The organism is Streptomyces sp. NPDC048353 (assembly GCF_055587165.1).
In genome coordinates this window covers 1-26532 of the sequence record NZ_JBVJGU010000002.1, presented here as the reverse complement: position 1 = coordinate 26532, position 26532 = coordinate 1, and the positions used below count along the sequence as shown (strand labels likewise).

The window sequence follows — 26532 nt, the reverse complement described above, 5'->3', positions numbered from 1 at the left end:
GGGGGGGGGGGGGGGAACACCCCCCGGCCGGGGGGGGCGGGGGGGGGGGGGGGCCGGGGGGGGGGGGCGGGGGGGGGGCGGGGGGCGGCCCCCGCGCCGCCACGGTCCGCTCGCCGATCCGCCGCCGATCCCCGGACGACACGTCCCCGTTACCGGCCATTCAGACGCGCTTGCGACGCTCACGCAATGAAGCCCGCCGCGCACGCGCCCCGCCAGGCGCTCCCGAAAGGGAGACTTCCCTCCACCGCGGCCCGCTCCGACGCGCTTGACCAGCCCTTCGCGCGGAAGAATGGGGCCATGAGCCAGCAGCCCGCCGAGGTCCCGGTCCAGCCCTCCGCACAGCCGTCCGCGACGCCGACCCCGCACGGTCAGAACGCCCCCCACGGCCAGAGCGGCCGGAACGGCCAGCCGACCGTCGGATCCATAGCCGCGCACCGCCCCCACGCCGTCCAGCCGGGCCCGGTCTCCGACCTCGCCCCCGACCTGGACGCCGATCCGGACGCGTACGAGGACGACGGCGCCACCGGCGAGCTGCCCCAGGGCCGCTTCCTGGACCGCGAGCGCAGTTGGCTCGCGTTCAACGAGCGGGTCCTGGAACTGGCCGAGGACCCCGCCACCCCCCTCCTCGAACGGGCTAATTTCCTCGCCATCTTCGCGTCGAACCTCGACGAGTTCTTCATGGTCCGCGTCGCCGGCCTCAAGCGCCGCATCGCCACCGGCGTCGCGACCCGTTCCGCCTCCGGCCTCCAGCCCCGAGAGGTCCTCGACCTCATCTGGACCCGGTCCCGCGAGCTGATGGCCCGGCACGCCGCCTGCTTCCAGCAGGACGTCGCCCCGGCCCTCGCCGACGAGGGCGTCCACCTCATCCGCTGGCCCGAGCTGACCGAGAAGGAGCAGGCCCGGCTCTTCACCCTGTTCCGGCAGCAGATCTTCCCCGTCCTCACCCCGCTGGCCGTCGACCCCGCGCACCCCTTCCCGTACATCTCCGGACTCTCCCTCAACCTCGCCGTGGTCGTCCGCAACCCCGTCAGCGGTCACCGCCACTTCGCGCGCGTCAAGGTCCCGCCGCTGCTCTCCCGCTTCCTGGAGGCCTCCCCGCAGCGGTACGTCCCCCTCGAGGACGTCATCGCCGCGCACCTGGAGGAGCTGTTCCCCGGCATGGAGGTGCTGGCCCACCACATGTTCCGGGTGACCCGGAACGAGGACCTGGAGGTCGAGGAGGACGACGCCGAGAACCTGCTCCAGGCGCTGGAGAAGGAACTGATGCGCCGCCGCTTCGGACCCCCGGTCCGGCTGGAGGTCGAGGAGTCCATCGACCCGTACGTCCTCGACCTCCTCGTCCGCGAGCTGAAGGTCTCCGACGCCGAGGTCTATCCGCTGCCCGGACCGCTCGACCTGACCGGCCTCTTCGGCATCGCCTCCCTGGACCGGCCCGAGCTGAAGTTCCCGAAGTACGTCGCCGGGACCCACCGGGACCTCTCCGAGGTCGAGTCCGCCTCCGCGCCCGACATATTCGCCGCGCTGCGCGAGCGGGACGTCCTGCTCCACCACCCGTACGACTCCTTCTCGACCTCCGTCCAGGCGTTCCTGGAGCAGGCGGCCGGCGACCCGGACGTCCTGGCGATCAAGCAGACGCTGTACCGCACCTCGGGCGACTCGCCGATAGTCGACGCGCTGATCGACGCCGCCGAGTCCGGCAAGCAGGTCCTCGTCCTCGTCGAGATCAAGGCCCGCTTCGACGAGCAGGCCAACATCAAGTGGGCGCGCAAGCTGGAGGAGGCCGGCTGCCACGTCGTCTACGGCCTCGTCGGCCTCAAGACGCACTGCAAGCTCTCCCTCGTCGTCCGGCAGGAGGGCGAGCTGCTGCGCCGCTACTCCCACGTCGGCACCGGCAACTACCACCCCAAGACGGCCCGGCTCTACGAAGACCTCGGCCTGCTCACCGCCGACCCGCAGGTCGGCGCGGACCTCTCCGACCTGTTCAACCGGCTCTCCGGCTACTCCCGCCGCGAGACCTACCGCCGGCTCCTCACCGCCCCGAAGTCCCTGCGGGACGGGCTGGTCTCCCGGATCCACAAGGAGATCGTCCACCACCGGGCCGGGCGGCCCGCCTACGTCCGCATCAAGGTCAACTCGCTGGTCGACGAGGCCGTCATCGACGCCTGCTACCGCGCGGCGCAGGCGGGCGTCCCGGTCGACATCTGGGTGCGGGGCATCTGCGCGGTACGGCCCGGGGTCGCCGGCCTCTCCGAGAACATCCGGGTCCGCTCGATCCTCGGCCGCTTCCTGGAGCACTCCCGGATCTTCGCCTTCGGCAACGGCGGCGACCCGGAGGTCTGGTTCGGCAGCGCCGACATGATGCACCGCAACCTCGACCGGCGCATCGAGGCCCTGGTACGGGTCGCCGACCCGGCCCACCGGGCCGCCCTCACCCGGCTCCTGGAGACCGGGATGTCCGACACGACCTCCTCCTGGCACCTCGGCCCGGACGGGAACTGGACGCGGCACGCGACCGACCCGGAGGGCCAGCCGCTACGGCACGTCCAGGAGATGCTCATCGACGCGCGGAGGCGCAGGCGTGCCCAAACCTGACCACGACCTCACCCCGGAAGGCCCGGCGACCCCACCGTCCGGCCTCCCCACGCCGGCGGGCACCGCGGCGGACGGCGGCGGCCGGGCCACGGCGAACGCCGACACGGACGGCGGCGGCCGGGCCGCCCCCGGCACCGACACCGGCCGGATGACGAGGGCGGGCCTCACCGCCCCGCCGGCCGGACTCGCGACCGCGGTCACCGGCGGCGGCCAGGCCGGGACCCGCGCCGGACTCGCCCCAGGGGCCGCCGCGGGGCCGGGCAGCGCCGGGCTCCCGGCGGGGCACGGCAGCGTGATCGGTACGGGTGTCAGCCCGGGCGTCACCGCGGGCGAGGTCCTCTCCCCCTACCTCCACGCCCGGGCCGCCGACTTCCTGCGCGCCCTGCGGCTCCACGCCGAGCGGGGCGCGGACACCACCGGCGCCGAGGAGGCGGCCCGGGCGCTGCGGGCCGCCGCGCGCAGGATCAGCGGGACCCTGCACACCTTCCGGCCGCTCCTCGACGCCCCGTGGGCCGACCAGCTCCGCACCGAGCTTGCCTGGCTCTCCGGCACCCTGGCCCTGGAGCACGCCTGCACCTCCCGCCTGGTCCGGCTGGTGGACGCGCTGTCCCGCCTCTCGCACGGCGGCGGTCCCGTACCGGCGGCGCGGGGCGCGGACACGGCGGGCCTCAGCGTCGGCGCCGCCCGCGCCGGCGCCCTCCTCGAACGCCAGCTCACCCTCGCCCGTACCCGCGCCCACTCGGCCGCGCTCCAGGCGCTCGGCTCCTCCCGCTTCCACGCCGTCGCGGACGCGGTCGCGCTCCTGGCCTCCGAGGTCCCGCTGGGTCCCGCGGCCGCGGCCCCGGCGCTGGAGGTCCTGGACACGCCCGCCGAGACCGTCGAGCGCCGGCTCCACGACGCCGTGGCGGCCCTGCCGCTGGCCCGGGCGGCCCACCCGTACAACGCCGACGCCCTCGCCCTCGCCACCGGCGAGTCCCAGGACGCGCCCTGGCACCAGACCCGGCTCCTGCTGCGCCTGCACCGGTACGCCTGCGAGGTCCTGCACGGGGGCAGCGGACCGGACCCCGTCCTGTACGAGGCGGGTCGCGCGCTCGACCGCCACCGCGACGCCTCCGAGGCGGCCGCCGCCGCGGCCACGGCGGCCCGCACCCCCCGCATCGCCCCGGCCACCGCCTACGCCCTGGGCGTCCTCCACGCCGACCAGCGCCATGAGGTCGAGGCGGCCAGGTTCACCTTCCAGCGGACCTGGCACAGAGCGACGGCGGCCGTCCCGTGATCAGGGCCGCAGGCGGGGTGCTGTGGCGGCCGGACGCGTCGGGCCGCGGCGTGGAGATCGCCCTCGTCCACAGGCCGAAATACGACGACTGGTCCCACCCGAAAGGGAAGCTGAAGCCGGGCGAGACGATCCGGGAGTGCGCGCTCCGCGAGATCATGGAGGAGACCGGACAGGCGTGTGAGCTGGGCCGTCGTCTCCCGACGCTCCGCTACGTCGCGAACGGCCGCCCGAAGGAGGTCACGTACTGGTCGGCGCGCGCCCTGGGCGGCACGTTCACGCCCAGCCGCGAGGTCGACCGGCTCCTGTGGCTGGCACCGCCCTCGGCCCGCGCCCGCCTCACCCAGCCGAGAGACCGCGACCTCCTCGACGCCCTGCTCGCCACGACGGCCCGCTGAGGCGTGTTTCGAGAGTCCCTCTCGTGCTCCCCGCACCCCTCCCCGCCACCCCGCACCGGGGCTTACGGCACGGTTCACCTGCCGTTCACTCTCCTCGGTCGACGGCTTCACCTGTTCTGCCTAATTTCGGCCGTACAAGATGCTCGCTCACCGCGCCGCATCCTCGACCCCGACACACGCCGCCGTACAAACGATGAGGACACCCGGTCCCCGTGGGCGGCTTCTGGAAGGAACACCCGACAGTGAAGCTTTCGCGCAAGAACGGGCTTCGCGCCTCCGCGATCGGTGCCCTCGTCGTCTCCGGCGCCCTGGTCCTCTCGGCGTGTGGTTCGGACGACAACACCGGCACGACCCCGACCGGCGACAAGACCTCCGCCGCGGCGTCGAACGTCAAGTGCGACGGCGCCAAGGGCCAGCTCCTGGCCGCCGGGTCCAGCGCGCAGAAGAACGCCATGGACCTGTGGGTCAAGAACTTCCAGGCCGCCTGCTCCGGCGTCGAGGTCAACTACCAGGCCATCGGGTCCGGCGGCGGCATCACCAAGTTCAACCAGGGCCAGGTCGCCTTCGCCGGCTCCGACTCCGCGCTGAAGGAGGAGGAGGTCGCCGAGTCGCAGAAGATCTGCAAGAGCGGCAAGGGCATCAACCTCCCGATGGTCGGCGGCCCCATCGCCATCGGCTACAAGCTGGACGGCGTCGACAACCTCGTCCTGGACGCCCCCACCCTCGCCAAGATCTTCGACACGAAGATCAAGAAGTGGAACGACCCGGCGATCGCCAAGCTCAACCCGGGCGTCAAGCTGCCGGACTCCACCATCCAGGCCTTCCACCGCTCCGACGAGTCGGGCACCACCCAGAACCTGGGCAAGTACCTCTCCGAGGCCGCCCCGGCCGACTGGAAGCACGACCCGAAGACGAAGTCGTGGCCCGCCCCCGGCGGCCAGGCCGCCAACGGCTCCTCCGGCGTCGCCACCGCGGTCAAGGACGCCGAGGGCTCCATCGGCTACTTCGAGCTCTCCTACGCCACCGCCAACAAGATCTCCACGGTCGACCTGAACACCGGCGCCTCCGCCCCGGTCGAGGCCACCTCCGCCAACGCCTCCAAGGCCATCGCCGCCGCCAAGGTCAAGGGCACCGGCAGCGACATGGCCCTCTCCCTCGACTACGCCACCAAGGCCGAGGGCGCCTACCCGCTCATCCTCGTCACCTACGAGATCGCCTGCGACAAGGGCAACAAGGCGGAGACCCTGCCGACCCTGAAGGCGTTCCTCAACTACACCGTCAGCGAGGAGGGCCAGAAGGTCCTCACCGACGCCGGCTACGCCCCGCTCCCGGCCGAGATCGCGACCAAGGTCCGCGAGATCGTCCCCACCCTGTCCTGATCCCCGGCCGGGACCGGCCCGTCAGCCACACCGACGGGCCGGCCCCGGCATCCGGTGCACCGCCGCCAGGAACCCGTACGCACGTACCGGCTCCGCAGACCGGAGAGACCCGATGGTTACGACAAGCCCACCACCCATACGTGAAAGCGCCCGCGCCAAGGGCGCGGCCCGCCCCGGCGACAAGGTCTTCCTCGGCCTGTCCCGCGGCTCCGGCATCACCCTCCTGGTGATCATGGCCGCGATCGCGGTCTTCCTCACCTACCGCGCCGTCCTCGCCATCTCGCAGGACTCCACGAACTTCCTCACCACCTCCGAGTGGAACCCGTCCGGCCAGCCGCCGGTCTTCGGCATCGCCGTCCTCGCCTTCGGCACGGTCGTCTCGTCGGTCATCGCCATGGTCATCGCCGTGCCGGTCGCCATCGGCATCGCGCTGTTCATCTCGCACTACGCGCCGCGCAGGCTCGCCAAGCCGCTCGCGTACGTCGTCGACCTGCTCGCCGCCGTCCCCAGCATCATCTACGGCCTGTGGGGCGCCATCTTCCTCGTCCCCTACCTGGCCGGGCTGAACGAATGGCTCGACCACTACATGGGCTGGACGTACCTCTTCGACAAGTCCAGCGACGGCCCCGCCCGCTCGCTGTTCACCGTCGGCATCCTGCTGGCGATCATGATCCTGCCGATCATCACCAACGTGACCCGCGAGGTCTTCCTCCAGGTCCCGAAGATGCACGAAGAGGCCGCCCTCGCCCTCGGCGCCACGCGCTGGGAGGTCATCCGCATGTCGGTCCTCCCCTTCGGGCGCTCCGGCATCATCTCGGCCTCCATGCTCGGCCTGGGCCGCGCCCTCGGCGAGACGATGGCCGTGGCGGTCGTCCTCTCCCCCAGCTTCCTCATCTCGGGGCACCTCCTCGACCCCGGCGGCGGCACCTTCGCCCAGAACATCGCGGCGAAGTTCAACGAGGCCAACGAGTTCGGCCGCGACGCCCTGATCGCCTCCGGCCTCGTCCTCTTCGCCATCACCCTGCTGGTCAACGGCGCGGCCCGGTGGATCATCGGCCGCCGCAAGGAGTACTCGGGGGCCAACGCGTGAGCGACGCACTCGCGGCCCGCCGGCCGCAGACCACAGCGAAAGCCGCACCTTCGCACCGCGTCGGCGGAGAAGCCACGGTTGGGGGCACAGCATGAGCAACGCCGTACAGGACCGTCCGCCGGTGGCGACCGCCGTCGTGCGCCACGACCCGCTGCGCCACGCCCGCCTCCCGCGCTGGACCCCGGCCGCCATCGCCGTCGGGTCGATCGCCGCCGCCGTCGGCCTCGGACTCGCCGCCGGCTGGCACAGCCGGATCCAGTGGGGCCTGATCGCCGCGCTCCTCTTCGTCCTCGCCACCTACGCGATCACCTCCAAGGTGGAGGGCAGCCGCCAGGCCAAGGACCGCGTCGCCACCAGCCTCGTCTGGGTCTGCTTCGTCCTGGCCGTCATCCCACTGCTCTCCCTCGCCTGGGTCACGATCAGCAAGGGCATGGCCGTCCTCGACCCGTACTTCCTCTCCCACTCGATGAACGGCGTCCTCGACGCCGAGGCCGGCGGCGGTGTCTACCACGCCCTGCTCGGCACCATCGAGCAGGTCGGCATCGCCACCCTGATCGCCGCGCCGATCGGCCTGCTGACCGCCGTCTACCTCGTCGAGTACGGCGGCGGGAAGCTGTCCCAGGCCGTCACCTTCTTCGTCGACGTCATGACGGGCATCCCGTCGATCGTCGCCGGCCTGTTCATCCTCGCCACCTGGAACCTGATGCTGGGCTTCGGCCCCTCGGGCTTCGCCGGCGCGATGGCGCTCGCCATCCTGATGATGCCGGTCGTGGTCCGCTCCACCGAGGAGATGCTCAAGCTCGTCCCGAACGAGCTGCGCGAGGCCTCCCTCGCCCTCGGCATCCCCAAGTGGCGCACGATCCTGAAGGTGGTCCTGCCCACCGCGATCGGCGGCATCACCACGGGCGTCATGCTCGCGGTCGCCCGCATCACCGGTGAGACGGCCCCCGTGCTGCTCCTCGTGTTCGGTACGAAGCTGATCAACCCGAACCCCTTCGAAGGCGCCCAGTCCTCGCTGCCGCTCTACGTGTACGAGCAGTACGCGGTCGGCACCGACGCCGCCGTGGCCCGCGCCTGGGCCGCCGCGCTCGTCCTGATCGCCTTCGTCATGATCCTCAACCTGGTGGCCCGCGGCATCGCCCGCTGGAAGGCCCCGAAGACCGGCCGCTGACCGCGGCCACCTTGGAAGTGAACTGATATGGCCAAGCGAATCGACGTCAGCGGCCTCTCCGCCTACTACGGCGCCCACAAGGCGATCGACGACATCTCCATGACCGTGGAGCCCCGCTCGGTGACGGCCTTCATCGGCCCCTCCGGCTGCGGCAAGTCCACGTTCCTGCGCACCCTGAACCGGATGCACGAGGTCACCCCCGGTGGCCGCGTCGAGGGCAAGGTGATGCTGGACGACGAGAACCTGTACGGCTCCCACGTCGACCCGGTCGCCGTGCGCCGCACGGTCGGCATGGTGTTCCAGCGCCCCAACCCCTTCCCCACCATGTCGATCTTCGACAACGTGGCGGCGGGCCTGCGCCTCAACGGCTCGTACAAGAAGTCCCAGCTCAACGAGATCGTCGAGCGCTCCCTCAAGGGCGCCAACCTCTGGAACGAGGTCAAGGACCGCCTGAACAAGCCGGGCTCCGGCCTCTCCGGCGGTCAGCAGCAGCGACTCTGCATCGCCCGCGCGATCGCGGTCGAGCCCGAGGTCCTGCTGATGGACGAGCCCTGCTCGGCCCTCGACCCGATCTCCACGCTCGCGATCGAGGACCTGATCGGCGAGCTGAAGGAGCGCTTCACGATCGTCATCGTGACGCACAACATGCAGCAGGCGGCGCGCGTCTCGGACCGTACGGCCTTCTTCAACCTGGCCGCGGTGGGCCAGCCCGGCAAGCTGATCGAGCTGGACGACACCGAGCGCATCTTCTCCAACCCGAGCGTCCAGGCGACCGAGGACTACATCTCCGGCCGCTTCGGATAGCCCCTGGACCATGCGGCCCGGCCGCGTGGCGTCCTGCGGTGCTGCATGGCGGTGCCACCGCACGGCGAAGGGCCCGGCTCCCCCACAGGGGAGCCGGGCCCACACACGTTCCGGGTGCTTCCGGGGTCAGCCGAAGAACAGCTGGACGACGTAGAAGCTGACCGCCGCGACCAGGGCGGCGGCCGGCATGGTGATGAACCATCCCATGATGATGTTCTTGGCGACGCCCCAGCGCACGGCGTTCACCCGCTTCGTCGCCCCCACGCCCATGATCGCCGAGGTGATCACGTGCGTCGTCGAGATCGGCGCGTGGAAGAGGAACGCCGAGCCGAACATGATCGACGCACCCGTCGTCTCCGCCGCGAAGCCCTGCGGCGGATCCAGCTCGATGATCTTCCGGCCCAGGGTGCGCATGATCCGCCAGCCGCCCGCGTAGGTGCCCAGCGACAGCATCACGGCGCACGCGATCTTCACCCACACCGGAATGTCGTCGCCGGCCTGCTGCACATCGGCGATGACCAGCGCCATCACCACGATGCCCATCGTCTTCTGGGCGTCCTGCAGACCGTGACCGAGCGCCATACCGGCCGCCGACACCGTCTGCGCGATACGGAAGCCGCGCTTCGCCTTGTGCGGGTTCGACTTGCGGAAGATCCACATGATCAAGCACATGACCAGGTAACCGGCGACCAGGCCGACGACCGGCGAGATGAACATCGGGATGACGACCTTGTCGAGGACGCCGCCCCAGATGACCTCCGTGCCGCCCGCCAGCGCCGCGCCCACCATGCCGCCGAACAGGGCGTGCGAGGAGGAGGACGGCAGACCGAAGTACCAGGTGACCAGGTTCCAGATGATCGCGCCGACGAGCGCGGCGAAGAGGATGCCCATCCCCTTGTCGCCGTGCGGCGTCTCGATCAGGCCCTCGCTGACCGTCTTGGCGACCCCGCTGCCGAGGAACGCGCCCGCGAGGTTCATCACCGCGGCCATCGCCAGCGCCGCCCGCGGGGTCAGCGCCCGGGTCGAGACGGAGGTGGCGATCGCGTTGGCGGAGTCGTGGAAGCCGTTCGTATACGTGAAGCCGAGCGCGACACCGATGGTCACGATCAGGGCAAAGGTGTCCACGAAGCTCAGGACTCCTTGACCGCGATGGTCTCCACCGTGTTCGCCACGTGCTCGAAGGCGTCGGCCGCCTCCTCCAGCACATCCACGATCTGCTTGAGCTTCAGGACCTCCATGGCGTCGTACTTGCCGTTGAAGAGGTGGGCGAGCAGCTTGCGGTGGATCTGGTCGGCCTGGTTCTCGAGACGGTTGATCTCGATCCAGTACTCGGTGAGGTTCTCCATGGTCCGCAGGTGCGGCATGGCCTCCGCGGTCAGCTCGGCCGCCCGGGACAGGACCTCGATCTGCTGCTCGACGCCCTTGGGCAGCTCCTCGACGTTATAGAGGACGACCAGGTCGACGGCCTCCTCCATGAAGTCCATGATGTCGTCGAGGGAGGACGCGAGGCTGTAGATGTCCTCGCGGTCGAAGGGCGTGATGAACGAGGAGTTCAGCTGGTGGAAGATCGCGTGGGTGGCGTCGTCACCGGCGTGTTCCGCTGCCCGCATCCGCTCCGCGATCTCGGCCCGGGCGGAGGATTCCGCTCCGAGCAGTTCCATCAGGAGCTTCGAGCCCGTGACGATGTTGTCCGCGGACGCGGCGAACATGTCGTAGAAGCTCGTCTCCCTGGGGGTCAGACGAAATCGCACGTGGGGTCCTCGGGGTGCTGGGTTTCGGTCAGGCTGATGCTAGGCGCATCATCCGGCCACGGCTAACCGGCGTCCCTTCAGTGTCGCCCATCAGGCACAGTGATCTGCACGGGCCCCCGCCGGGATCGGCGAAGCTCGGTACCATATACCCACGAGGGGTATACCAACCCTTTATGGACAACGGGAGGACGCGATGACGACCACCGAGGCGGACCAGGTCACCACCGAGGCCGTCGAGCCGACCGTCACGCCGGCCGACCACGACCACGGCGTGCACGGCTACCACAAGCAGAAGGACGAGCACCTCAAGCGGCTCCGCCGGATCGAGGGGCAGATCCGCGGTCTGCAGCGGATGGTCGACGAGGACGTCTACTGCATCGACATACTCACCCAGGTCTCGGCCTCCACGAAGGCCCTGCAGTCCTTCGCGCTCCAGCTCCTCGAGGAGCACCTGCGCCACTGCGTCGCCGACGCGGCGCTCAAGGGCGGCGACGAGATCGAGGCGAAGGTCGAGGAGGCCACGAAGGCCATCGCCCGGATGATGCGGACCTGAGGCGGCCCCCGGGGCGGGCGGCGGGCTCCGGGCCGGATACCCCGCCGGCCAGGGCCGGCGGGGCGGCCGGTCAGCGGTCCTGCTCGGCGGAGACCCGCAGCACCTCGTCGATGCGGTCGGCGCTGAGGCGCTCCCCGTCGGCTGCCGACGCCGCGATGATCAGCTCACCGCACAGCTCGATCTCGGCGAGTGCGACGCGGTCCTGCTCGATGGGCAATGTCGCGGTACGGGGCGGAGCCACGCGCTGTCACCTCTTCCTGCCGGCGTCGGTCTCCCAGCGTAGGGAGCGCGCCACGCACCGCGCATGACACGTCCGGACCATTTGAGGGCGCCCTCGTGGCCTACGACCGCCCCGTCACCCCTTGATCCGCCCGGCGTAGAGGTCCTTCCGGGCCGGCAGGCGTACGTCGACGGGGGTGCCGAATCCGTACAGCAGGGTGGTCGAAGCGACCGCGACCGTGCGCCCCTGGTTGGTGAAGCTGAACTGGTGCCGGACCTTGCGCAGCCGCCCGTCGTGGTCGAGGTACGCATCGAAGGGCACGGTGTCCTTGGCGAACCCTTTCGCCGCCGCGGCGAGCGCCCCGCGCACCTGCGGGGACGCGGTGCGGGCGGCGGCCGCGATGTCGGCGGTCCCGCGGTAGTGGCCGACTTTTACCCCTGCCAGATCGACCTCGCCGACGTAGGTCACCCGCTGCGCGCCGCGCAGCAGCTCGGCGGCGGCCGCCGGGTCGGTGGCGCCGCCCGTGACGAGGTTGCCGTCGTCGAGGGTGGTCGTGTCGACGCGGACCCACTTGTCGGCGGGGACGCCGGCGCCGCGGTTCTTCATGTAGAGGGCGCCGGGGCTGAGGAGCTCGGTGATGGGCCGGTGCTCGCTGGCTCCGGCGGCGTCCTTGGGCAGGACGACCTCCAGCCGGCCGGTGCGCCTGCGGAAGTCGTAGCCGCCCTCGCCGCGGATGGTCACGCGGGTCCCGCCGGCCGCCATCTCCATGGAGGTGGTCGCCTTGGACGTCCCGGCCCGGGCCAGCACGTCGGCCGCGCCGCGCACGGTCGCCGTGGGGTCGCCGCCGGGCTTGGCGTCGGCGGGGGCGGAACACCCACTCGCCGCCGCCCCGACCAGAGCGGCGGCGACGGCGATCGCCCCGGTTCCGCGTCCGTACCTCCGCACCACCATCGCCTGCCAACCCCCAACGCCGTGCCGCTGCTTGCCGGGACCGCCCGACCGGATAACGACGGTCCCGGCGCGCCGTCACGCGCAGTACGGTGGTGAGGTGCACGAGCAGGCTCCGCATCACACGACCACGACGGAACGCGGCTCCTTCGCGATAGCCCGGTGCGGCTGCGGTTGGACGGGCCCGGCCCGGCGATCACGCGAACGGGCCCGCACGGACGCGGAGGCCCACACGGCGGCGCCGGCGAGAGGCGACCGCCAGACGGCCGGGTGACGGAACCGTCCGGTCACCGCCTAGGCGGCGAGGTCGCTCTCGCCCGAGCCGGAGCCGATCCGGGGCTCGGCGATGCCGAGGGTCTCGGGGACCGGGCAGCGCTCGGCGGCGCGCCGGGAGCGGACGAGGCGGGCGCCGTACGACGAGCGGGCGACGGCGGAGACGACCGGCGTCAGCAGGGCGTGGGCGAGCGGGGCGAGGAGCAGGGCCACCGCCGTACCGAGCGCGAAGCCGCCGATGACGTCGGTGGGGTAGTGCACGCCCATGTAGACGCGGCAGAAGCCCTCGGCGAAGGCCAGGGCGATGGCGGCGAGGCCGAACTTGCGGTGGGCGACGAAGAGCCCGACGCCGATGGCCATCGCCATGGTGGCGTGGTCGCTGACGAAGGAGTAGTCGGTCTTGCCGCCGATGAGGACTTCGAGGCCCTGGTGGTCGTTGAAGGGTCTGGGGCGCTCGACGAAGCCCCGGATGGGGATGTTGACGAGGAGGGCGACACCGGCGGCGAGGGGGGCCCAGACGAGGCCCACGACGCCGGAGACGGACTCGGCGAGGGTGCCGCGCCTGCGGACGCTCACCCAGCACCAGAGGGCGACGAGGGCGAGGCCGAGCATGATGCCGTACTCGCCGACGAACTCCATGACGCGGTCGAACCACGGCGGCGCGTCCTTGGCCAGTCCGTTGATGTCGTAGAGCAGGCCGACATCGGGGTTCGAACCGTCCGATGCGAGTCCAGCCATCTGCCGCGGCCCCTTGCCTTGTCATGTGAGTCGACCGTGGGCGGTCGGATCAGGGAACGAACCGCCTGAGGCGAGCGTTCCGCTCTTCCCCGAGAATCGGCACGACGTTACCGAAGAGTGACACGTCGTCGCAGCTCAGGGCCATCGCTTAACGGAGAGTTCCGGCCATGCGGCCGGTGGTTCCGGACACCGTGTCAGGCCTGCGGCAGCCCGGTCGGCAGCGCCGCCGCACCGTCCTTGGTGACCCGGGTGGCACCGAAGTAGTCCGGCGTATCGATCTTGTCGAACCGGATCACCGCCCCCGTTCGAGGCGCGTCGATCATATAGCCGCCGCCGACGTAGATGCCGACGTGCCTGATGGCACGGGAGTCGGTGAGGTCGTCGGAGAAGAAGACGAGGTCGCCGGGCAACAGTTCGTCACGCGACGGATGGGGCCCGGCGTTGTACTGGTCGTTGGCGACGCGCGGCAGCTGGATGCCGACGCTCTCGTACGCGGCCTGGGTCAGACCGGAGCAGTCGAATCGGCCATTCTGCGCCGCCGTTCCCGTACCGCCCCAGAGGTAGGGCGTGCCGAGCTTCTGCTGGGCGTAGTAGATGGCCGCGGCGGCCTGACGGGACGGCTCGACCCGGCCGACCGGCCGGGCGAAGCTCTTCTCCAGGGAGCGGATGATCCGTACGTAGTTCTGCGTCTCGTGGATCCGCGGCACCCCGCCGGACTTGATGACGCGGTAGGCCCCCGCGTTGTACGCGGCGAGCATGTTGTTCGTCGGGTCGCCCGGGACGTCCTTCACATAGCCGGCCAGCTCGCAGTCGTACGAGGCGGCGGACGGAATCGCGTCCTTCGGGTCCCAGACGTCCCGGTCGCCGTCCTTGTCCCCGTCGATGCCGTGCCCGGCCCAGGTGCCGGGGATGAACTGAGCGATACCCATGGCGTTGGCGGGGGAGACGACCTTCGGGTTCCAGCCGCTCTCCTGGTACAACTGCGCGGCCAGCAGGGCGGGATTGATGGCGGGGCAGAGGTTCCCCCACTTCTGCACCAGGCTCTGGTACGCGGCGGGCACGGCCCCCTTGGCCAGCCCGACGGTGCCGTTCTTGGCGTCCCCCGCGCCCCCGAGGAGTCCGGCGGCGGCGGAGTACGTCCCCACGACGAGCAGCGCGACGAAGCCGAGGCACACCCCGATGGCCCCACCGCCGACGAGCCACGCCTTACGCACCGTCAAACACCCCCGAGGTCCCGGCAGTCCGCCACCCGTCGAGTCTAGGCGGCAGGGGGCCGCCGGGGGCGTGGACGAACAGGACGGACCGGATGTGTCAGAAACCCTCCGGCACCACCCGCCACCGCCGCACCGCCCTGCCCCGGGCCCGCCACACCCCCAAGAGTGCAACAACGACAATCATTGCCCGGAGTCACACCCCGTGATACACAGAGTGACCATACGCTTCTTCGTAGAGAAACCGGCCACACCGCCGCAGGTCAAGGCGGCCGAATCGGTCACGTGTGCGGGGATCGGGTAAAGAGAGCCGTCAAGCCGTCACACGCGAGCGGTTTCATCAGCGAAGATAGGACGATGACCCATGCCATCCGGCAGGGGCGACGAACTACCCAACAGGGGCGGTGAGTTACATGTACCTGGCGGCGCCAAAGGGCGACATCACCACCATCATTGGTGGAATCGCCCCGAACTGGGGGCCATTCGGAAGCCTGGGCAACGAGGCCAAGGTGATGATCGAGGTCGTGATGGCCGTGGCCATCCTGCTCTGCCTCGGCATCGCCATCTGGGGCGCGGCCAAGCAGCGCATCGGCGCGACCGCCCTGCGGGACACGTTCAGCGCCGAGCAGGGCAAGGGCCTGATCGTGGCCGGTCTCACCGGCGTCTTCATCATCGGATCACTGGGGACGCTGTTCACCATCGTGTACGGGATGGCCGTCTAACCACCGAGGTCACGATCCCTGATGTCCAGTCACCACACCGCGCCCGCGCGGAGCACAGCACGGCTTCTGTCGTACCCGCGAACGGTTGAGGGGGCGTACCCGTCATGAGCCTCGGCGACGAGCACGACGGCTTCGGCGGCGTGGGCGGCTCGGGCCAGACCCGCACCCGCCTGCCCGAGGGCGGCAGCGGCGACGTCCACGGCGGCGGCGCCCGGCGCCCCCCGACGCGGAGCTCGCGCTCGCTGATCACGGTCGTGGGCGTGGTGGTCCTCCTGATCGCCGCGATCGCCTTCGCCAACCGCGGCGACGGCGACCCGACGGACGGCCCGGCCGCCTCCCAGGGCAAGTCCCCCGCGGACGCGGGCGCCCCGACCTCGGCGACGGGAGTCCGCCCGGTGACGGGCAGGACGGGCGAGATCCCCACGGGCTTCGCCCACGACGAACAGGGGGCGCAGAGCGCGGCGGTGAACTTCTCGGTCCCCCTCGGCTCCGCCGACATGTTCGTTCCCGCCCGCCGGCGCCAGATCGTCGACGCGGTGTACGCCCCCGCCGTGGCCGCCGCCCGCGGGGGCGACCTGGACAAGGTGTACTCGGACAAGGGATTCCTCGCCCGCATCGGCCTGCAGGAGGACGGAACGGCCCCCAGCGGGCTGACGTTCATCTCCCGGGTGATCCCCGTGGGCTCGAAGCTCGATGCCTACAGCGGCGACCGGGCGACGGTCTCCGTCTGGTTCTCGTCCCTGTTCGGCCTCGCGGGCGAGGGTTCCAAGAACCCGGTTTCGGAGAGCTGGTACACGACCACGTACGAGCTGGAGTGGGTCGGTAACGACTGGAAGGTGACCGACTTCGACCAGAAGGACGGTCCGGTGCCGGTCGGCCGCGACCAGACGGCCTCCGGCGCGGAGGAGATGGCCGACGCAGTCGACCAATTCGGAGGGTTCACCTATGCCCGGTAAGCGCCCGCCCCGCGCCTTCGCGATCACCGCCGCGGCCGTCGCCGTACAGACCTCGGTCGTACTGATGGCGGGGCGTGCATTCGCGGCACCGACCCCGACCCCCACCCCGAGCCAGACCAACAACCCCTGCGACCTGATCCGCGGCCCCGCACGGGAGTACTGCGAAGACGGCGACTCCGCCGGCACCCGCTCCCCCCGCATCGACGACCCCACCTCCGCCCTCGACCCCCTCTCCTCCCTCGCCCGCGGCTGCGCCGACGCCGCCGTCTCCATCGTCGACGCGCTCTCCAAGGCCGTGAAGGAGACCGCCGAGGTCGACTTCACCAACTCCGCCTTCCTCGCCCGCTACGCCGTCGTCTTCGCCGCCGCCACCGTCCTCACCCTCCTCCTCTGGCTCCTCGCCGTCGCCAAGCGAGCCATCCGAGGCGTCCCCCTCACCACCGCCATCTCCGAGGCCATCGGCTTCCTCTGGCTGACCGTCCTCGCCTCCGCCTTCACCCCGCTGATCCTCTACACCGTCGTCTCCGCGACCGACGCCGTCACCGAGGTCATCGCCTCCGGCACCGGCCGGCAGACCGACGTCTTCTTCGGGAGCTTCAAGGAAGCGCTCCAGAAGGGCGACAGCATCGGCGGCGGGCCCATCATGCTGATCATCGTCTCGCTCGTGACCGTCCTCGCCGCCGGCGTGCTCTACCTGGAGCTGTTCCTGCGCGCCGTGCTGCTCTACGTCGGCGCCCTCCTCGGCGTCGTCGTCTACGCCGGGCTCGTCGACAAGAACATGTGGGGCCACGTCCGCCGCTGGGCCGGGGTCATGATCGCGGTCATCCTCGTCAAGCCCGTCATCGTCATCGTCCTCGGACTCGCCGGCGCGCTGTCCTCCGGCACCGGCCCCGACTCGTTCTCCGCCGTCGTCTCCGGGCTCGCGATCATCCTGCTGGCCATCTTCGCCTCCGCCATGATCTACCGCTTCGTCCCCGGCTTCGGCGACGAGATCGTCGCCTCCCGCAACAACCGGCTCCACCGCTCCGGCGAGAACGCGGCCGCCGCCGTCCTCTCCTCCCCCGCCTCCCTCGTCTCCCAGGGCATCAAGACCCACAGCAGCCGCGGCGACGGCGGAGGCGGCCAGTCCGCCTCCAACAGCGGCGGCGCCCGCCCCGCCAACCCCCTCGCCGGCGGCGTCGCGGCCCACAGCAGCCGCGGCGGCGCGGCCGGGGGCGGCGGCGGAACTGTCCCCTCCGCCGCACCCCCGCCGCGTAGCAGCAGCCCCACGTCAGGCACACCGCACAGCAACCGAAAGCACTCTGGAGGTGGAGGGCGTTGACGACCCAGTCCCATCCGGTCACGCCCCGCCGCACGTATCTCATCGGCCGCGCCCGGCCGAACGCGATCGTCGGCAAGAACCGCGAGACGGGCGAGATCGCGCTGATCATCGCCGGCGCGTTCCTCGGCATGATGAGCGGTCTGATCGTCCCCGTCCTGACCCTGCGGATCGTGCTGCTCACGGGCTTCCCCATGCTCGCGCTCGCCGCGGTCTACGTCCCGTACAAGCACCGCACGTTCTACAAATGGTTCGAGATCAACCGCAGCTACAAGCGCTCCCTCAAGCGCGGCACGGCCTACCGCTCCACCGTCGTCGAGGCCGGCACCCGCCTCGACGGCCGCGAGGTCGAGGTCGGCCCGCCCCCCGGCATCGGCAGGATCAGCTGGATGTCCGCGCCCTTCGGCCCGGACGAGATCGCCGTCCTCCTCCACGCCGACCGGCGCACGGTCACCGCCGCCATCGAGATCGAGGGCCCCGGCGTCGGTCTGCGCGACAGCGAGGACCAGGAAGCCCTCGTCGACCGCTTCGGCACGCTCCTCAAGCACGTCGCCAACGGCGACGGCTTCGTCACCCGTCTCCAGATCCTTGCCCGCACCCTCCCCGCCGACCCCGACGCCCACGCCAAGGACGTCGGCCAGCGCGGCGACCCGCAAGCCCCCGGCTGGCTCCAGGAGTCGTACGACCAGCTCCAGTCGATGGTCTCCACCTCCAGCGAGCAGCACCGCGCCTACCTCGTCGCCTGCATGCACTACACCCGCGAACTCGCCGCCGAGGCCAACGCCATGGCCCGTGCCGCCCGCCACGCCTCCGGCGCCCGCAAGCTCGACCGCGACGCCGGCCTCGCCGTCGTCATGGCCCGCGAACTCACCGACATCTGCGCCCGCCTCGCCGAAGCCGACATCCGGGTCCGCCAGCCCCTCGGACAGTCCCGGCTCTCCTCCCTCGTGCACTCCATGTACGACCCGGACCACCCCATCGACCACATCCAGGCCATGACCAAGCGCAACGCCTGGCCCGCCGAGCTCGACGCCATGGAGCCCACGTACCTCCAGGCCAAGACCCGCGAGTCCTCCACCCGCGCCCCCTGGTGCCACGCCACCGCCTGGGTGAAGGAGTGGCCGATGACCCCCGTCGGCGTCAACTTCCTCGCCCCGCTCCTCGTCCACACCCCGGACGTCATCCGCACCGTCGCCGTCACCATGGACCTCGAACCCACCGAGGTCGCCATCGAGCGCATGCTCACCGAGAAGACCAACGACGAGGCCGAGGCCTCCCGCCAGGCCAAGATGAACCGCACCGTCGACCCCCGCGACATCGCCGCCCACGGCCGGCTCGACCAGCGGGGTGAAGATCTCGCCAGCGGCGCGGCGGGCGTCAACCTCGTCGGGTACATCACTGTGTCGTCGCGTTCACCCGAGGCCCTGGCCCGGGACAAGCGCACGATCAGGGCCTCCGCCGGCAAGTCGTACCTGAAGCTGGAGTGGTGCGACCGCGAGCACCACCGGGCCTTTGTGAACACCTTGCCGTTCGCGACCGGCATCCGCCGCTAGCCGCTAAGGGGCCCGTGCCATGCGAGATCCGCTCTCCGCCCTCACCGAGGCGTTCACCTCCTTCCTCTTCGGGAAGGTGGAGACGACACGGCTGCCCGTACGCACCTCCACCGGACAGGCCCAGGCCGTCTACCTGCCCACGGCCGCCCCCGGCCTCGGCGACTCGGGCGTCATCATCGGCCGCGAGGTGTACAGCGGCAAGGGATACATCTACGACCCCTTCCAGCTGTACGGACAACAGCTCCCGGCCCCCCACTGGCTCGTCCTCGGAGAGTCCGGCAACGGCAAGTCCGCGCTGGAGAAGACGTACGTCCTGCGCCAGCTCCGCTTCCGCGACCGGCAGGTCGTCGTCCTCGACGCCCAAGGCGAGGACGGCGTCGGCGAATGGAACCTCATCGCCCAGGAGCTGGGAATAACCCCCATCCGCCTGGACCCCATGGTCGCCGTCGACGCCGGCATCCGCCTCAACCCGCTCGACCCGTCGATCACCACGACCGGGCAGCTCGCCCTGCTCCGTACGATCATCGAGGTCGCCATGGGCCACGGCCTGGACGAACGCTCCGGCTTCGCCCTGAAGGTCGCCCACGCCTACGTCAACGAGCACATCACCGACCGCCAGCCGATCCTCACCGACATCGTCGAGCAACTGCGCCACCCCAAGGCCGAATCGGCCGAGGCGATGAACGTCGACATAGACGACGTCCGCGCCTGGGGCCTGGACGTCGCGCTCGTCCTGGACCGGCTGGTCGACGGCGACCTGCGCGGCATGTTCGACGGCCCGACCACCGTCGGCATCGACCTCGACGCCCCGCTGATCGTCTTCGACCTCTCGCACATCGACCGCAACTCCATCGCCATGCCGATCCTCATGGCGATCGTCGGCGTGTGGCTGGAACACACCTGGATCCGCCCCGACCGTAAGAAGCGCATCTTCCTGGTCGAGGAGGCCTGGCACATCATCAACAGCCCCTTCGTCGCGCAGCTGTTCCAGCGCCTGCTCAAGTTCGGGCGTCGGCTCGGCCTCTCCTTCGTGGCGGTGGTCCACCACCTCTCCGACGTCGTCGACGGCGCGGCGGCCCGGGAGGCCGCGGCCATCCTCAAGATGGCCTCCACCCGCACCATCTACGCCCAGAAGGCCGACGAGGCCCGGGCCACGGGACGGGTCCTCGGCCTGCCACGCTGGGCGGTCGAGATCATCCCGACGCTCACCCCCGGCATCGCCGTGTGGGACGTCAACGGCAATGTGCAGGTGGTCAAACACCTCATCACCGAGAAGGAACGCCCGCTCGTCTACACCGACCGCGCCATGACCGAGTCCTCGATTCCGGACGACCTCCCGGAGGACCTGCGGGCCGCGGAGTGGGAAGCCGAGCAACGGGCCGCCCTCATCGAGCAGCAGGTGAACGGCCCCTCCGAGTCAACGGTGGCATGACATGGCGAAGGACCAGCGGTCGGGCGGGGTCTCCGACGGGCTTCTCGTGGGGCTCCTGGGGTTCCTGTTCGCGCTGAGCGTGCTGGTGTGGACGGCGACCGGCCTGGCCGGTCTGCTCGCGAAGGGCGGATGGCCGACCGGGGTCACCCTCGCCCGGACCCCGCTCGCCCTCCGCGCCCTGATCGGCAGCCCGCAGGACCTCCCGGGCGCCTGGCCGGACACCCCGGCGGCCGAGCTGTCGGGGTACGGCCTGTTCTGGGGCCTGCTCATCGGCGAACTGATGGTGCTGGTGGTCCTCGTGGTGTTCGCGGTGGGGACGCTGGCACGGTGGAGAGCGGTACGGGCCGCCCGACGGACCGGCGGACGCGGCGCGTACGAGCCGACGCAGGCCGCGACCGAGGTACGGGAGCCGGGACGGGAGGTACGGGAGGTACGGGAGCCGGCAGCGGTACGGGCGCAGGAACCAGGACAGGACCCGACGCAGGACCACGGCCGGGTCCCGGCCCCGACGCCGACCCTCGAGTGGGCCCCCAAGACGCCCGCACCGGCGAACGCCCCCGCCCCCCTCGCCAAGCCCTCCACCGCCGGACCCTTCGCCCCTGAGCCCGTCCTCCCCTCCCCCCGCGCACCGCGCCTCCTCTACGGCTCCCCCGCCGCCCGCCGCCCCTCCGCCCTCCAGGCCGTCCAGGACGCCGAGGGCCCCGCGCTCGTCGTGACCTCCGACCCGACCGTCTGGGCCGAGACCAAGGACGCCCGCGGCAAGCTCGGCCCCGTCCTCGTCTACGACCCCGGTCACCTCTGCGACACCCCCGCCCGGCTCCACTGGTCGCCGGCCGCCCGGTGCGAGGACCCGGCCACGGCCCAGGAACGGGCGAGCGCGCTCCTCGCCCCCGTACGCCCACCGTCCCGCCTCGACGCCGCGGTCGCCGAGACCGCCGAAACGCTCCTGCGCTGCTGGCTGCACGCGGCCGCCGTGGACGAGCGCCCGTTCCGGCAGATCCACCGCTGGGCCCAGGGCACGGGCGCCCACGAGCCCGTACGCATCCTCCGCACCCACCCCAAGGCGGCCGGCGGCCACGCCGGACTCCTGGAGTCGGCGCTGACCGCCTATCCGGAACGCCGCGAGATGGCGCAAGAGTTGACGGCACGCGCCCTGTCGTCGCTCTCCTCGGTCCACATCCGGGAAGCGTGCACACCGAATCGAACGGATTCGTTGACGCTGGAATCTTTCATCGCCGAGGGGGGCACCCTTTACGTGGTGGGTGAACCGGTCGAGGACCCCCGCGCACGTCCCGGTGCGATGCCTCTGCTGACCGCCCTCACCGCGAGCGTGGTCGAGCACGGCCGCCGCCTGGCCGCACGGTCAACCGACGGTCGGCTCGACCCACCACTCACGCTCGTCCTCGACGACATCGCCGCCGTGGCCCCGCTCCCCCGCCTCCCCGACCTCCTGGCCCGCGGCCACGACGAGGGCCTGCCGACCACGGTCCTCCTCCGTTCCCGGGAACAGGCCCGCTCCCGCTGGACGGAACCCCTGCCCCATACCTGACCCAGCGCCACCGTCCCCGAGCCGGGGCTCACGCTTCAGGCCCGAGCCTCCGGCCGCCGGATCTCGTACTCGCACTCGTACGTCGACGCGTCCCCCGGCATCAGGACCCGCTCCCCGGTGGCGACGAACCCGAACCGCCGGTAGAACGCGGCAGCCCGCGCGTTGTCCTGGTGGACGTACAGCCGCACCCGCCGCACCACCGGCTCCGACAACCCCCAGGACCACTCCACACAGCCCTGGAACAGCCGCTCCGTCAGACCGGTGCCCCGCGCCTCGGGCCGTACGTACACCCCCACGACATGCGTCTGGTCGACCTTCGCAGGCGCACCGAAGCGCGTCTCGTCCGAAGGCCGCTCGACCAGCACCGTGGCCGTGCCGACCCAGCTCCCGTCCGGCGCCTCGGCGACGAACTGCCGGGCGCTGCCGGACTCCTCGGCCGACCCCTCGGCACGCTCCCGCCAGAACGACTCGGGCCGCCCGACGGCGGCCTCGTAGGTGTCCAGGAAGGCGATGCCCGCGGCCGGGTCCCGCAGGGCGTCCAGCCGGATCGTGCGGGTCTTCTCCCACTCGTCGGCGCGGATGGCTCGAATCGTGTAGTCCATACGGGGATCATCACCATCCGGACAGGCCCTGACAACGCCTTTTGCCCGCCCCCCGTCGTACCCCGGTACTACGCCCGTGCCGCCCTTCCCCCCACGGTCGGACGATCCGACGCCCTCCGCTCCCTAGCGTCGTCAGCATGATCCGAGCAGAGAAACTCACCAAGCGGTACGGCGACAAGACCGTCGTCCAGGACCTCGGCTTCACCGTCCGCCCCGGCACGGTCACCGGCTTCCTCGGCCCCAACGGCGCGGGCAAGTCCACCACGATGCGGATGCTCCTCGGACTCGACGCCCCCACCCGCGGCCGCTCCACCATCGGCGGCCGGTCGTACGCCACCCACCCGGCCCCCCTCACCCAGGTCGGCGCGCTCCTCGAAGCCCGCTCGCTGCACCCCGGCCGCTCCGCCTTCCACCACCTCATGGCCCTCGCCCACACCCACGGCATCCCCCGCGCCCGCGTCGAGCACGTCCTCGGCCTCACCGGCCTGGCCGACGTCGCCGGCAAGCGCGTGAAAGGCTTCTCCCTCGGTATGGGCCAGCGGCTCGGCATCGCGGCCGCCCTCCTCGGCGACCCGGCCGCGGTCATCCTCGACGAGCCGGTCAACGGCCTCGACCCGGACGGCGTCCTCTGGATCCGCACCCTCCTCAGGTCGCTCGCCGCCGAAGGCCGTACCGTCCTCGTCTCCTCCCACCTCATGAGCGAGACGGCCCTGACCGCGGACCACCTCATCGTCATCGGCAAGGGCCGCCTCCTCGCCGACACCACCGTCGCCGCACTCGTCCGGGACGCGGGAGGCGGCTCGGTCAAGGTCGTCACCCCCGACCCCCACCGCCTGCGCACCCTGCTGCCGGCCACCGCCCGCATCACCGACGAGGGACCCGACACCCTCCGGATCACCGGTGTGGAAGCCGCCGCCATCGGCCGCACGGCCGCGGGGCACGGCGTACCGCTGTACGAACTGACCCCCCAGGAGGCCTCCCTGGAGCAGGCGTTCATGGACCTCACCCACGACTCGGTCGAGTACCAGGCCACCACCACGGCAGGAGCAGCAGCGTGACCACGTCTCTCACCCACCCCGGCCCCACCCGCACCGCCGCGCCCACGGCCGCCGCCTACCGCGTCACCCCCGCCCGGGTGCTGCGCTCCGAATGGCACAAGCTCCGGACCCTGCGCTCCACCTGGATCACCCTCCTCACCTCCGCCGCCCTCGTACTCGGCGTCGGCATCCTGATGGGCGCCACGTACACGAGCGACGGCGGCGACTCCGACGTCGACACCGTCGTCCTCTCCCTCTACGGCTCCCAGCTCGGCGGGATCTGCCTGGCCGTCCTCGGCATCCTGGTCACCGCCGGTGAGTACGCGACGGGCATGATCCGCGCCTCCCTGACCGCCGTCCCCCGCCGTCTCCCCGTGCTGTGGGCGAAGGCCGCGGTCTTCTCGGCCACCGTCTTCACGGTCTCCTTCGTGGCCGCCCTCGTCACCTTCCTCACCGCGCAGGTCTTCCTCGGCGATACGGACCAGGCCGCTTCCGTCACCGACGACGGTGTCCTGGGGGCCCTCGCGGGCAACGCCGCGGGCGTCACCCTCCTCGGTCTCGTCGCCCTCGGCCTCGGCGCCGCGCTGCGCTCCGTACCGGGCGCCATCGGAGCGTTCATCGGCGGCGTGATGGTCCTGCCGGAGGTTCTCGGAGCGCTGCCGTACGACGCCGTGGAGACGGCCGTACGGTACTTCCCCACCCAGGCCGCCGGCGCCCTGGGCTCGGCCGCCCCGATGCCCGGCGCCGCCTCCCCCGGCGCCGCGCTGCTCGCCCTCTGCCTGTGGGTGGCTGTGGCTCTGGCCGTACCGGCTCTGTTGCTGAAGCGCCGTGACGTATGACGATGAGCCCGTGATCACAGAGGCGGGTACGGGCGACATGCGGCCAGGGCCGACGGACGACGGGCCCGCCCTGGTGGAGAACGCGGGGGCGACCCGGGGGCAGGACGCGGACTGGCCCGCGGCCGCCCCGCCGCTCAGCCGGTACCTCCAGCTCCAGGCCCGGCGCGTACGGGAGTTCGATGCCCGCCGGCCCCGGGTCTGGGACGCCGTGCTGACCCTCTTCTGGACGGGCGCCGCCCTCACGGACGCGGCGGGCGGCTGGCGGAACATCGCCCGGGACCCCTCCGTACCGGTCTGGCTGGTGCTCGCCCTGAGCCTGGTCCTGTCGGTCCCGCTGCTGTGGCGCCGCCGCCACCCGATGAGGGTGCTCGCGGTGATGGCCTGCGCCTGTCTGGTCAGCACGTGGAGCGGGGCCTTTCTGCAGGCCGGCTATCTCCAGTTGATCGTCGTCTTCCATGTCTCGCTGCGCCTGCCGCCCCGGTTCCTGGCCTGGGGTGCGCTGCTACTCGCCCCGCCGCTGGTGGTCGGCGCGGTCCGTTTCCCGCAGGGGAGTTGGGACCAGCAGGTCGTACCGGCGCTGTGGGCGTACGCGATGGTCGCCCTCCTCGGCGTCGCGGTCCGCTCCCGCCAGGACTACACCGCCGCGCTCGTCGACCGTGCCCGGCGCCTCGAGGTGGAGCGCGACCAGCAGGCGCGGCTGGCGGCGGCGGCCGAACGCACCCGGATCGCCCGGGAGATGCACGACATCGTCGGCCACCATCTCTCCGTGATCACGGGTCTGGCGGACGGCGGTAAGTATGCGGCGGCGAGGCGCCCTGAGCGGGCCGCCGAGGCCCTCGACGCCATCGGCACGACCAGCCGCCAGGCCCTGACGGAGCTGCGCCGGCTGCTCGGGGTGCTGCGCGACGAGTCCCCGCAGGCGGTACGCGATCCGCAGCCGACGCTCGCCGATCTGCCGTCCCTGATCGCGGGGGTCAGGTCGGCGGGCCTGCCGGTACGCCTGGAGTCCCGCGACGAGCCGGTGGCGGGGGCGGTGTCGGCCGGCGCGCAGCTGACGGTCTACCGGGTGGTCCAGGAAGCCCTGACGAACACCCTGAAGCACGCGGGCCCGGGGGCACGGGCCTCGGTCGTCCTCGCCTGCGGGGAGGGCGGGTTGGCGGTGGAGGTGACGGATTCGGGCAGCGGCGGCGGAGCTCCGCGGGGCGAAGGCCGGGGAATCGCCGGCATGCGGGAGCGCGCGACCCTGTATACGGGCACACTCGAGGCGGGCCCGCTGCCGTCCGGTGGCTGGCGCGTTCGGCTCCGACTTCCGCTGGAGGATTCCCCCTCGTGACGACTGTGCTCATCGCGGACGACCAGGCGATGCAACGCTTCGGCTTCCGCATGCTGTTGGAGAGCCAGGACGACATGACCGTCGTCGGCGAGGCGTCGAACGGTACGGAGGCGGTCCGTCTGGTGGACCGGTACCGCCCGGACGTGGTCCTGATGGACATCCGTATGCCGGGCCTCGACGGCATCGAGGCGACGCGCCGCATCATCGCGTCCGGTGCCCCGAGCCGGGTTCTGATCGTCACGACCTTCGACCTCGACGCGTACGCGTACGACGGTCTGCGCGCGGGCGCCAGCGGCTTTCTGGTGAAGGACGCCCAGCCGGAGGAGCTGCTGGCGGGCATCCGCGCGGTCGCGAGCGGCGACGCGGTGGTGGCTCCCAGCCTGACCCGGCGTCTCCTGGACGCCTACATCCACCATCTGCCCACGGGTGCGGACGACGAGGCCGACCAGGCTGACCGGGTCGGCTCCGCGCGGCCGGAGCCGCGTCTGGCGTCGCTGACGGAGCGGGAGCGCGAGATCCTCACGGTGATCGCCCAGGGCTGGACGAATACGGAGATCGCCGAGCGTCTCCACCTGGCGGAGTCCACGGTGAAGACCCATGTCAGCCGCATTCTGGCGAAGACCGCCGCCCGGGACCGTGTCCAGGCGGTCATCCTGGCGTACGACGCCGGCCTGGTCTCCCCGACGACCCGGGGCTGAACGCAGAAAAGCCCCGCACCATAAGGTGCGGGGCTTTCCCACAATGATTGTTCGGCGGCGTCCTACTCTCCCACAGGGTCCCCCCTGCAGTA

At 71.5% G+C, this 26532-nt stretch carries 25 protein-coding genes; 18 read left to right on the top strand and 7 right to left on the bottom strand.

The window, feature by feature from the left end; all coding sequences use genetic code 11:
- Positions 1 to 297: 297 nt before the first annotated feature.
- The 7 genes from ACZ6RC_RS05425 to pstB all read left to right on the top strand — a co-directional run bounded on the left by ACZ6RC_RS05425 (position 298) and on the right by pstB (position 8707).
- Complete coding sequence (locus ACZ6RC_RS05425) at positions 298 to 2592, top strand: RNA degradosome polyphosphate kinase (protein WP_391143431.1); 2295 nt, start codon at positions 298 to 300, stop codon at positions 2590 to 2592.
- Positions 2593 to 2740: 148 nt separating this feature from the next.
- Positions 2741 to 3868, top strand: a complete 1128-nt coding sequence (locus ACZ6RC_RS05420) for a CHAD domain-containing protein (RefSeq protein WP_469580730.1) — start codon at positions 2741 to 2743, stop codon at positions 3866 to 3868.
- A complete protein-coding gene (locus ACZ6RC_RS05415) occupies positions 3865 to 4263 on the top strand; it encodes an NUDIX hydrolase (protein WP_469579479.1) in 399 nt (132 codons plus the stop codon). The genes ACZ6RC_RS05420 and ACZ6RC_RS05415 overlap by 4 nt, the downstream gene beginning before the upstream one ends.
- A 242-nt stretch (positions 4264 to 4505) precedes the next feature.
- The gene (pstS, locus tag ACZ6RC_RS05410) at positions 4506 to 5642 is read left to right on the top strand and encodes a phosphate ABC transporter substrate-binding protein PstS (protein ID WP_391143426.1); all 1137 of its coding nucleotides are present in this window, start codon (positions 4506 to 4508) and stop codon (positions 5640 to 5642) included.
- A 112-nt stretch (positions 5643 to 5754) separates the two neighbouring features.
- Complete coding sequence (gene pstC / locus ACZ6RC_RS05405) at positions 5755 to 6732, top strand: phosphate ABC transporter permease subunit PstC (RefSeq protein WP_469579477.1); 978 nt, start codon at positions 5755 to 5757, stop codon at positions 6730 to 6732.
- Between the two features lie 91 nt (positions 6733 to 6823).
- On the top strand, positions 6824 to 7903 hold the full coding sequence (gene pstA, locus ACZ6RC_RS05400; RefSeq protein ID WP_453612370.1) for a phosphate ABC transporter permease PstA: 1080 nt from the start codon (positions 6824 to 6826) through the stop codon (positions 7901 to 7903).
- A 27-nt stretch (positions 7904 to 7930) separates the two neighbouring features.
- A complete protein-coding gene (gene pstB / locus ACZ6RC_RS05395) occupies positions 7931 to 8707 on the top strand; it encodes a phosphate ABC transporter ATP-binding protein PstB (RefSeq protein WP_391143419.1) in 777 nt (258 codons plus the stop codon).
- 126 nt (positions 8708 to 8833) lie between these two features.
- Here pstB and ACZ6RC_RS05390 read toward each other — a convergent pair whose 3' ends face one another.
- Complete coding sequence (locus tag ACZ6RC_RS05390) at positions 8834 to 9832, bottom strand: inorganic phosphate transporter (RefSeq protein ID WP_391143417.1); 999 nt, start codon at positions 9830 to 9832, stop codon at positions 8834 to 8836.
- A gap of 5 nt (positions 9833 to 9837) precedes the next feature.
- Positions 9838 to 10458 carry a DUF47 domain-containing protein gene (locus ACZ6RC_RS05385; RefSeq protein ID WP_391143414.1) on the bottom strand — a complete coding sequence of 207 codons (621 nt, stop codon included), beginning with the start codon at positions 10456 to 10458 and terminating at the stop codon, positions 9838 to 9840.
- Between the two features lie 193 nt (positions 10459 to 10651).
- Here ACZ6RC_RS05385 and ACZ6RC_RS05380 point away from each other — a divergent pair, with 193 nt between their 5' ends.
- Positions 10652 to 11011: a metal-sensitive transcriptional regulator gene (locus tag ACZ6RC_RS05380; protein ID WP_391143412.1), complete on the top strand. Its 360-nt coding sequence runs from the start codon at positions 10652 to 10654 to the stop codon at positions 11009 to 11011.
- A gap of 70 nt (positions 11012 to 11081) precedes the next feature.
- Here the strand turns inward: ACZ6RC_RS05380 and ACZ6RC_RS05375 are convergent, their stop codons facing one another.
- The 4 genes from ACZ6RC_RS05375 to ACZ6RC_RS05360 all read right to left on the bottom strand — a co-directional run bounded on the left by ACZ6RC_RS05375 (position 11082) and on the right by ACZ6RC_RS05360 (position 14404).
- Positions 11082 to 11252 carry a hypothetical protein gene (locus ACZ6RC_RS05375; protein ID WP_391143410.1) on the bottom strand — a complete coding sequence of 57 codons (171 nt, stop codon included), beginning with the start codon at positions 11250 to 11252 and terminating at the stop codon, positions 11082 to 11084.
- Between the two features lie 114 nt (positions 11253 to 11366).
- Positions 11367 to 12182: an SCO4651 family lipoprotein gene (locus ACZ6RC_RS05370; protein WP_391143408.1), complete on the bottom strand. Its 816-nt coding sequence runs from the start codon at positions 12180 to 12182 to the stop codon at positions 11367 to 11369.
- A gap of 291 nt (positions 12183 to 12473) precedes the next feature.
- On the bottom strand, positions 12474 to 13190 hold the full coding sequence (locus ACZ6RC_RS05365; RefSeq protein WP_469579473.1) for a phosphatase PAP2 family protein: 717 nt from the start codon (positions 13188 to 13190) through the stop codon (positions 12474 to 12476).
- 194 nt (positions 13191 to 13384) lie between these two features.
- Positions 13385 to 14404, bottom strand: a complete 1020-nt coding sequence (locus ACZ6RC_RS05360) for a C40 family peptidase (RefSeq protein ID WP_391143402.1) — start codon at positions 14402 to 14404, stop codon at positions 13385 to 13387.
- A gap of 410 nt (positions 14405 to 14814) precedes the next feature.
- On the opposite strand from ACZ6RC_RS05360, the gene ACZ6RC_RS05355 reads away from it, so the two are divergent.
- The 6 genes from ACZ6RC_RS05355 to ACZ6RC_RS05330 all read left to right on the top strand — a co-directional run bounded on the left by ACZ6RC_RS05355 (position 14815) and on the right by ACZ6RC_RS05330 (position 21931).
- Entirely contained in the window at positions 14815 to 15123 is a 309-nt protein-coding gene (locus tag ACZ6RC_RS05355; RefSeq protein ID WP_365718875.1) for a hypothetical protein, read from the top strand.
- Between the two features lie 104 nt (positions 15124 to 15227).
- Positions 15228 to 16079 (top strand): hypothetical protein, encoded by an 852-nt coding sequence (locus ACZ6RC_RS05350; protein WP_469579472.1) that lies wholly within the window; start codon positions 15228 to 15230, stop codon positions 16077 to 16079.
- Positions 16069 to 17400, top strand: a complete 1332-nt coding sequence (locus ACZ6RC_RS05345; RefSeq protein ID WP_469579470.1) for a hypothetical protein — start codon at positions 16069 to 16071, stop codon at positions 17398 to 17400. The genes ACZ6RC_RS05350 and ACZ6RC_RS05345 overlap by 11 nt, the downstream gene beginning before the upstream one ends.
- Positions 17397 to 18950: an SCO6880 family protein gene (locus ACZ6RC_RS05340; protein ID WP_469579469.1), complete on the top strand. Its 1554-nt coding sequence runs from the start codon at positions 17397 to 17399 to the stop codon at positions 18948 to 18950. The genes ACZ6RC_RS05345 and ACZ6RC_RS05340 overlap by 4 nt, the downstream gene beginning before the upstream one ends.
- Before the next feature lie 19 nt (positions 18951 to 18969).
- Entirely contained in the window at positions 18970 to 20382 is a 1413-nt protein-coding gene (locus ACZ6RC_RS05335; protein WP_391143391.1) for an ATP-binding protein, read from the top strand.
- A gap of 1 nt (position 20383) precedes the next feature.
- Complete coding sequence (locus ACZ6RC_RS05330) at positions 20384 to 21931, top strand: P-loop NTPase family protein (protein WP_469579468.1); 1548 nt, start codon at positions 20384 to 20386, stop codon at positions 21929 to 21931.
- 35 nt (positions 21932 to 21966) lie between these two features.
- On the opposite strand, the gene ACZ6RC_RS05325 is transcribed toward ACZ6RC_RS05330, so the two are convergent.
- The gene (locus ACZ6RC_RS05325; protein WP_469579466.1) at positions 21967 to 22533 is read right to left on the bottom strand and encodes a GNAT family N-acetyltransferase; all 567 of its coding nucleotides are present in this window, start codon (positions 22531 to 22533) and stop codon (positions 21967 to 21969) included.
- Between the two features lie 137 nt (positions 22534 to 22670).
- On the opposite strand from ACZ6RC_RS05325, the gene ACZ6RC_RS05320 reads away from it, so the two are divergent.
- From ACZ6RC_RS05320 to ACZ6RC_RS05305, 4 genes are read left to right on the top strand one after another with little or no spacing between them, the layout of a single operon-like run.
- Positions 22671 to 23591, top strand: coding sequence for an ATP-binding cassette domain-containing protein (locus ACZ6RC_RS05320; RefSeq protein WP_469579465.1), 921 nt, complete (start codon positions 22671 to 22673; stop codon positions 23589 to 23591).
- The gene (locus tag ACZ6RC_RS05315; protein WP_469579463.1) at positions 23588 to 24409 is read left to right on the top strand and encodes an ABC transporter permease; all 822 of its coding nucleotides are present in this window, start codon (positions 23588 to 23590) and stop codon (positions 24407 to 24409) included. The genes ACZ6RC_RS05320 and ACZ6RC_RS05315 overlap by 4 nt, the downstream gene beginning before the upstream one ends.
- A gap of 13 nt (positions 24410 to 24422) precedes the next feature.
- On the top strand, positions 24423 to 25742 hold the full coding sequence (locus ACZ6RC_RS05310) for a sensor histidine kinase (RefSeq protein ID WP_469580728.1): 1320 nt from the start codon (positions 24423 to 24425) through the stop codon (positions 25740 to 25742).
- Positions 25739 to 26440: a response regulator gene (locus tag ACZ6RC_RS05305; protein WP_469579462.1), complete on the top strand. Its 702-nt coding sequence runs from the start codon at positions 25739 to 25741 to the stop codon at positions 26438 to 26440. Before ACZ6RC_RS05310 ends, ACZ6RC_RS05305 begins: the two co-directional genes overlap by 4 nt.
- Positions 26441 to 26532: the final 92 nt, after the last annotated feature.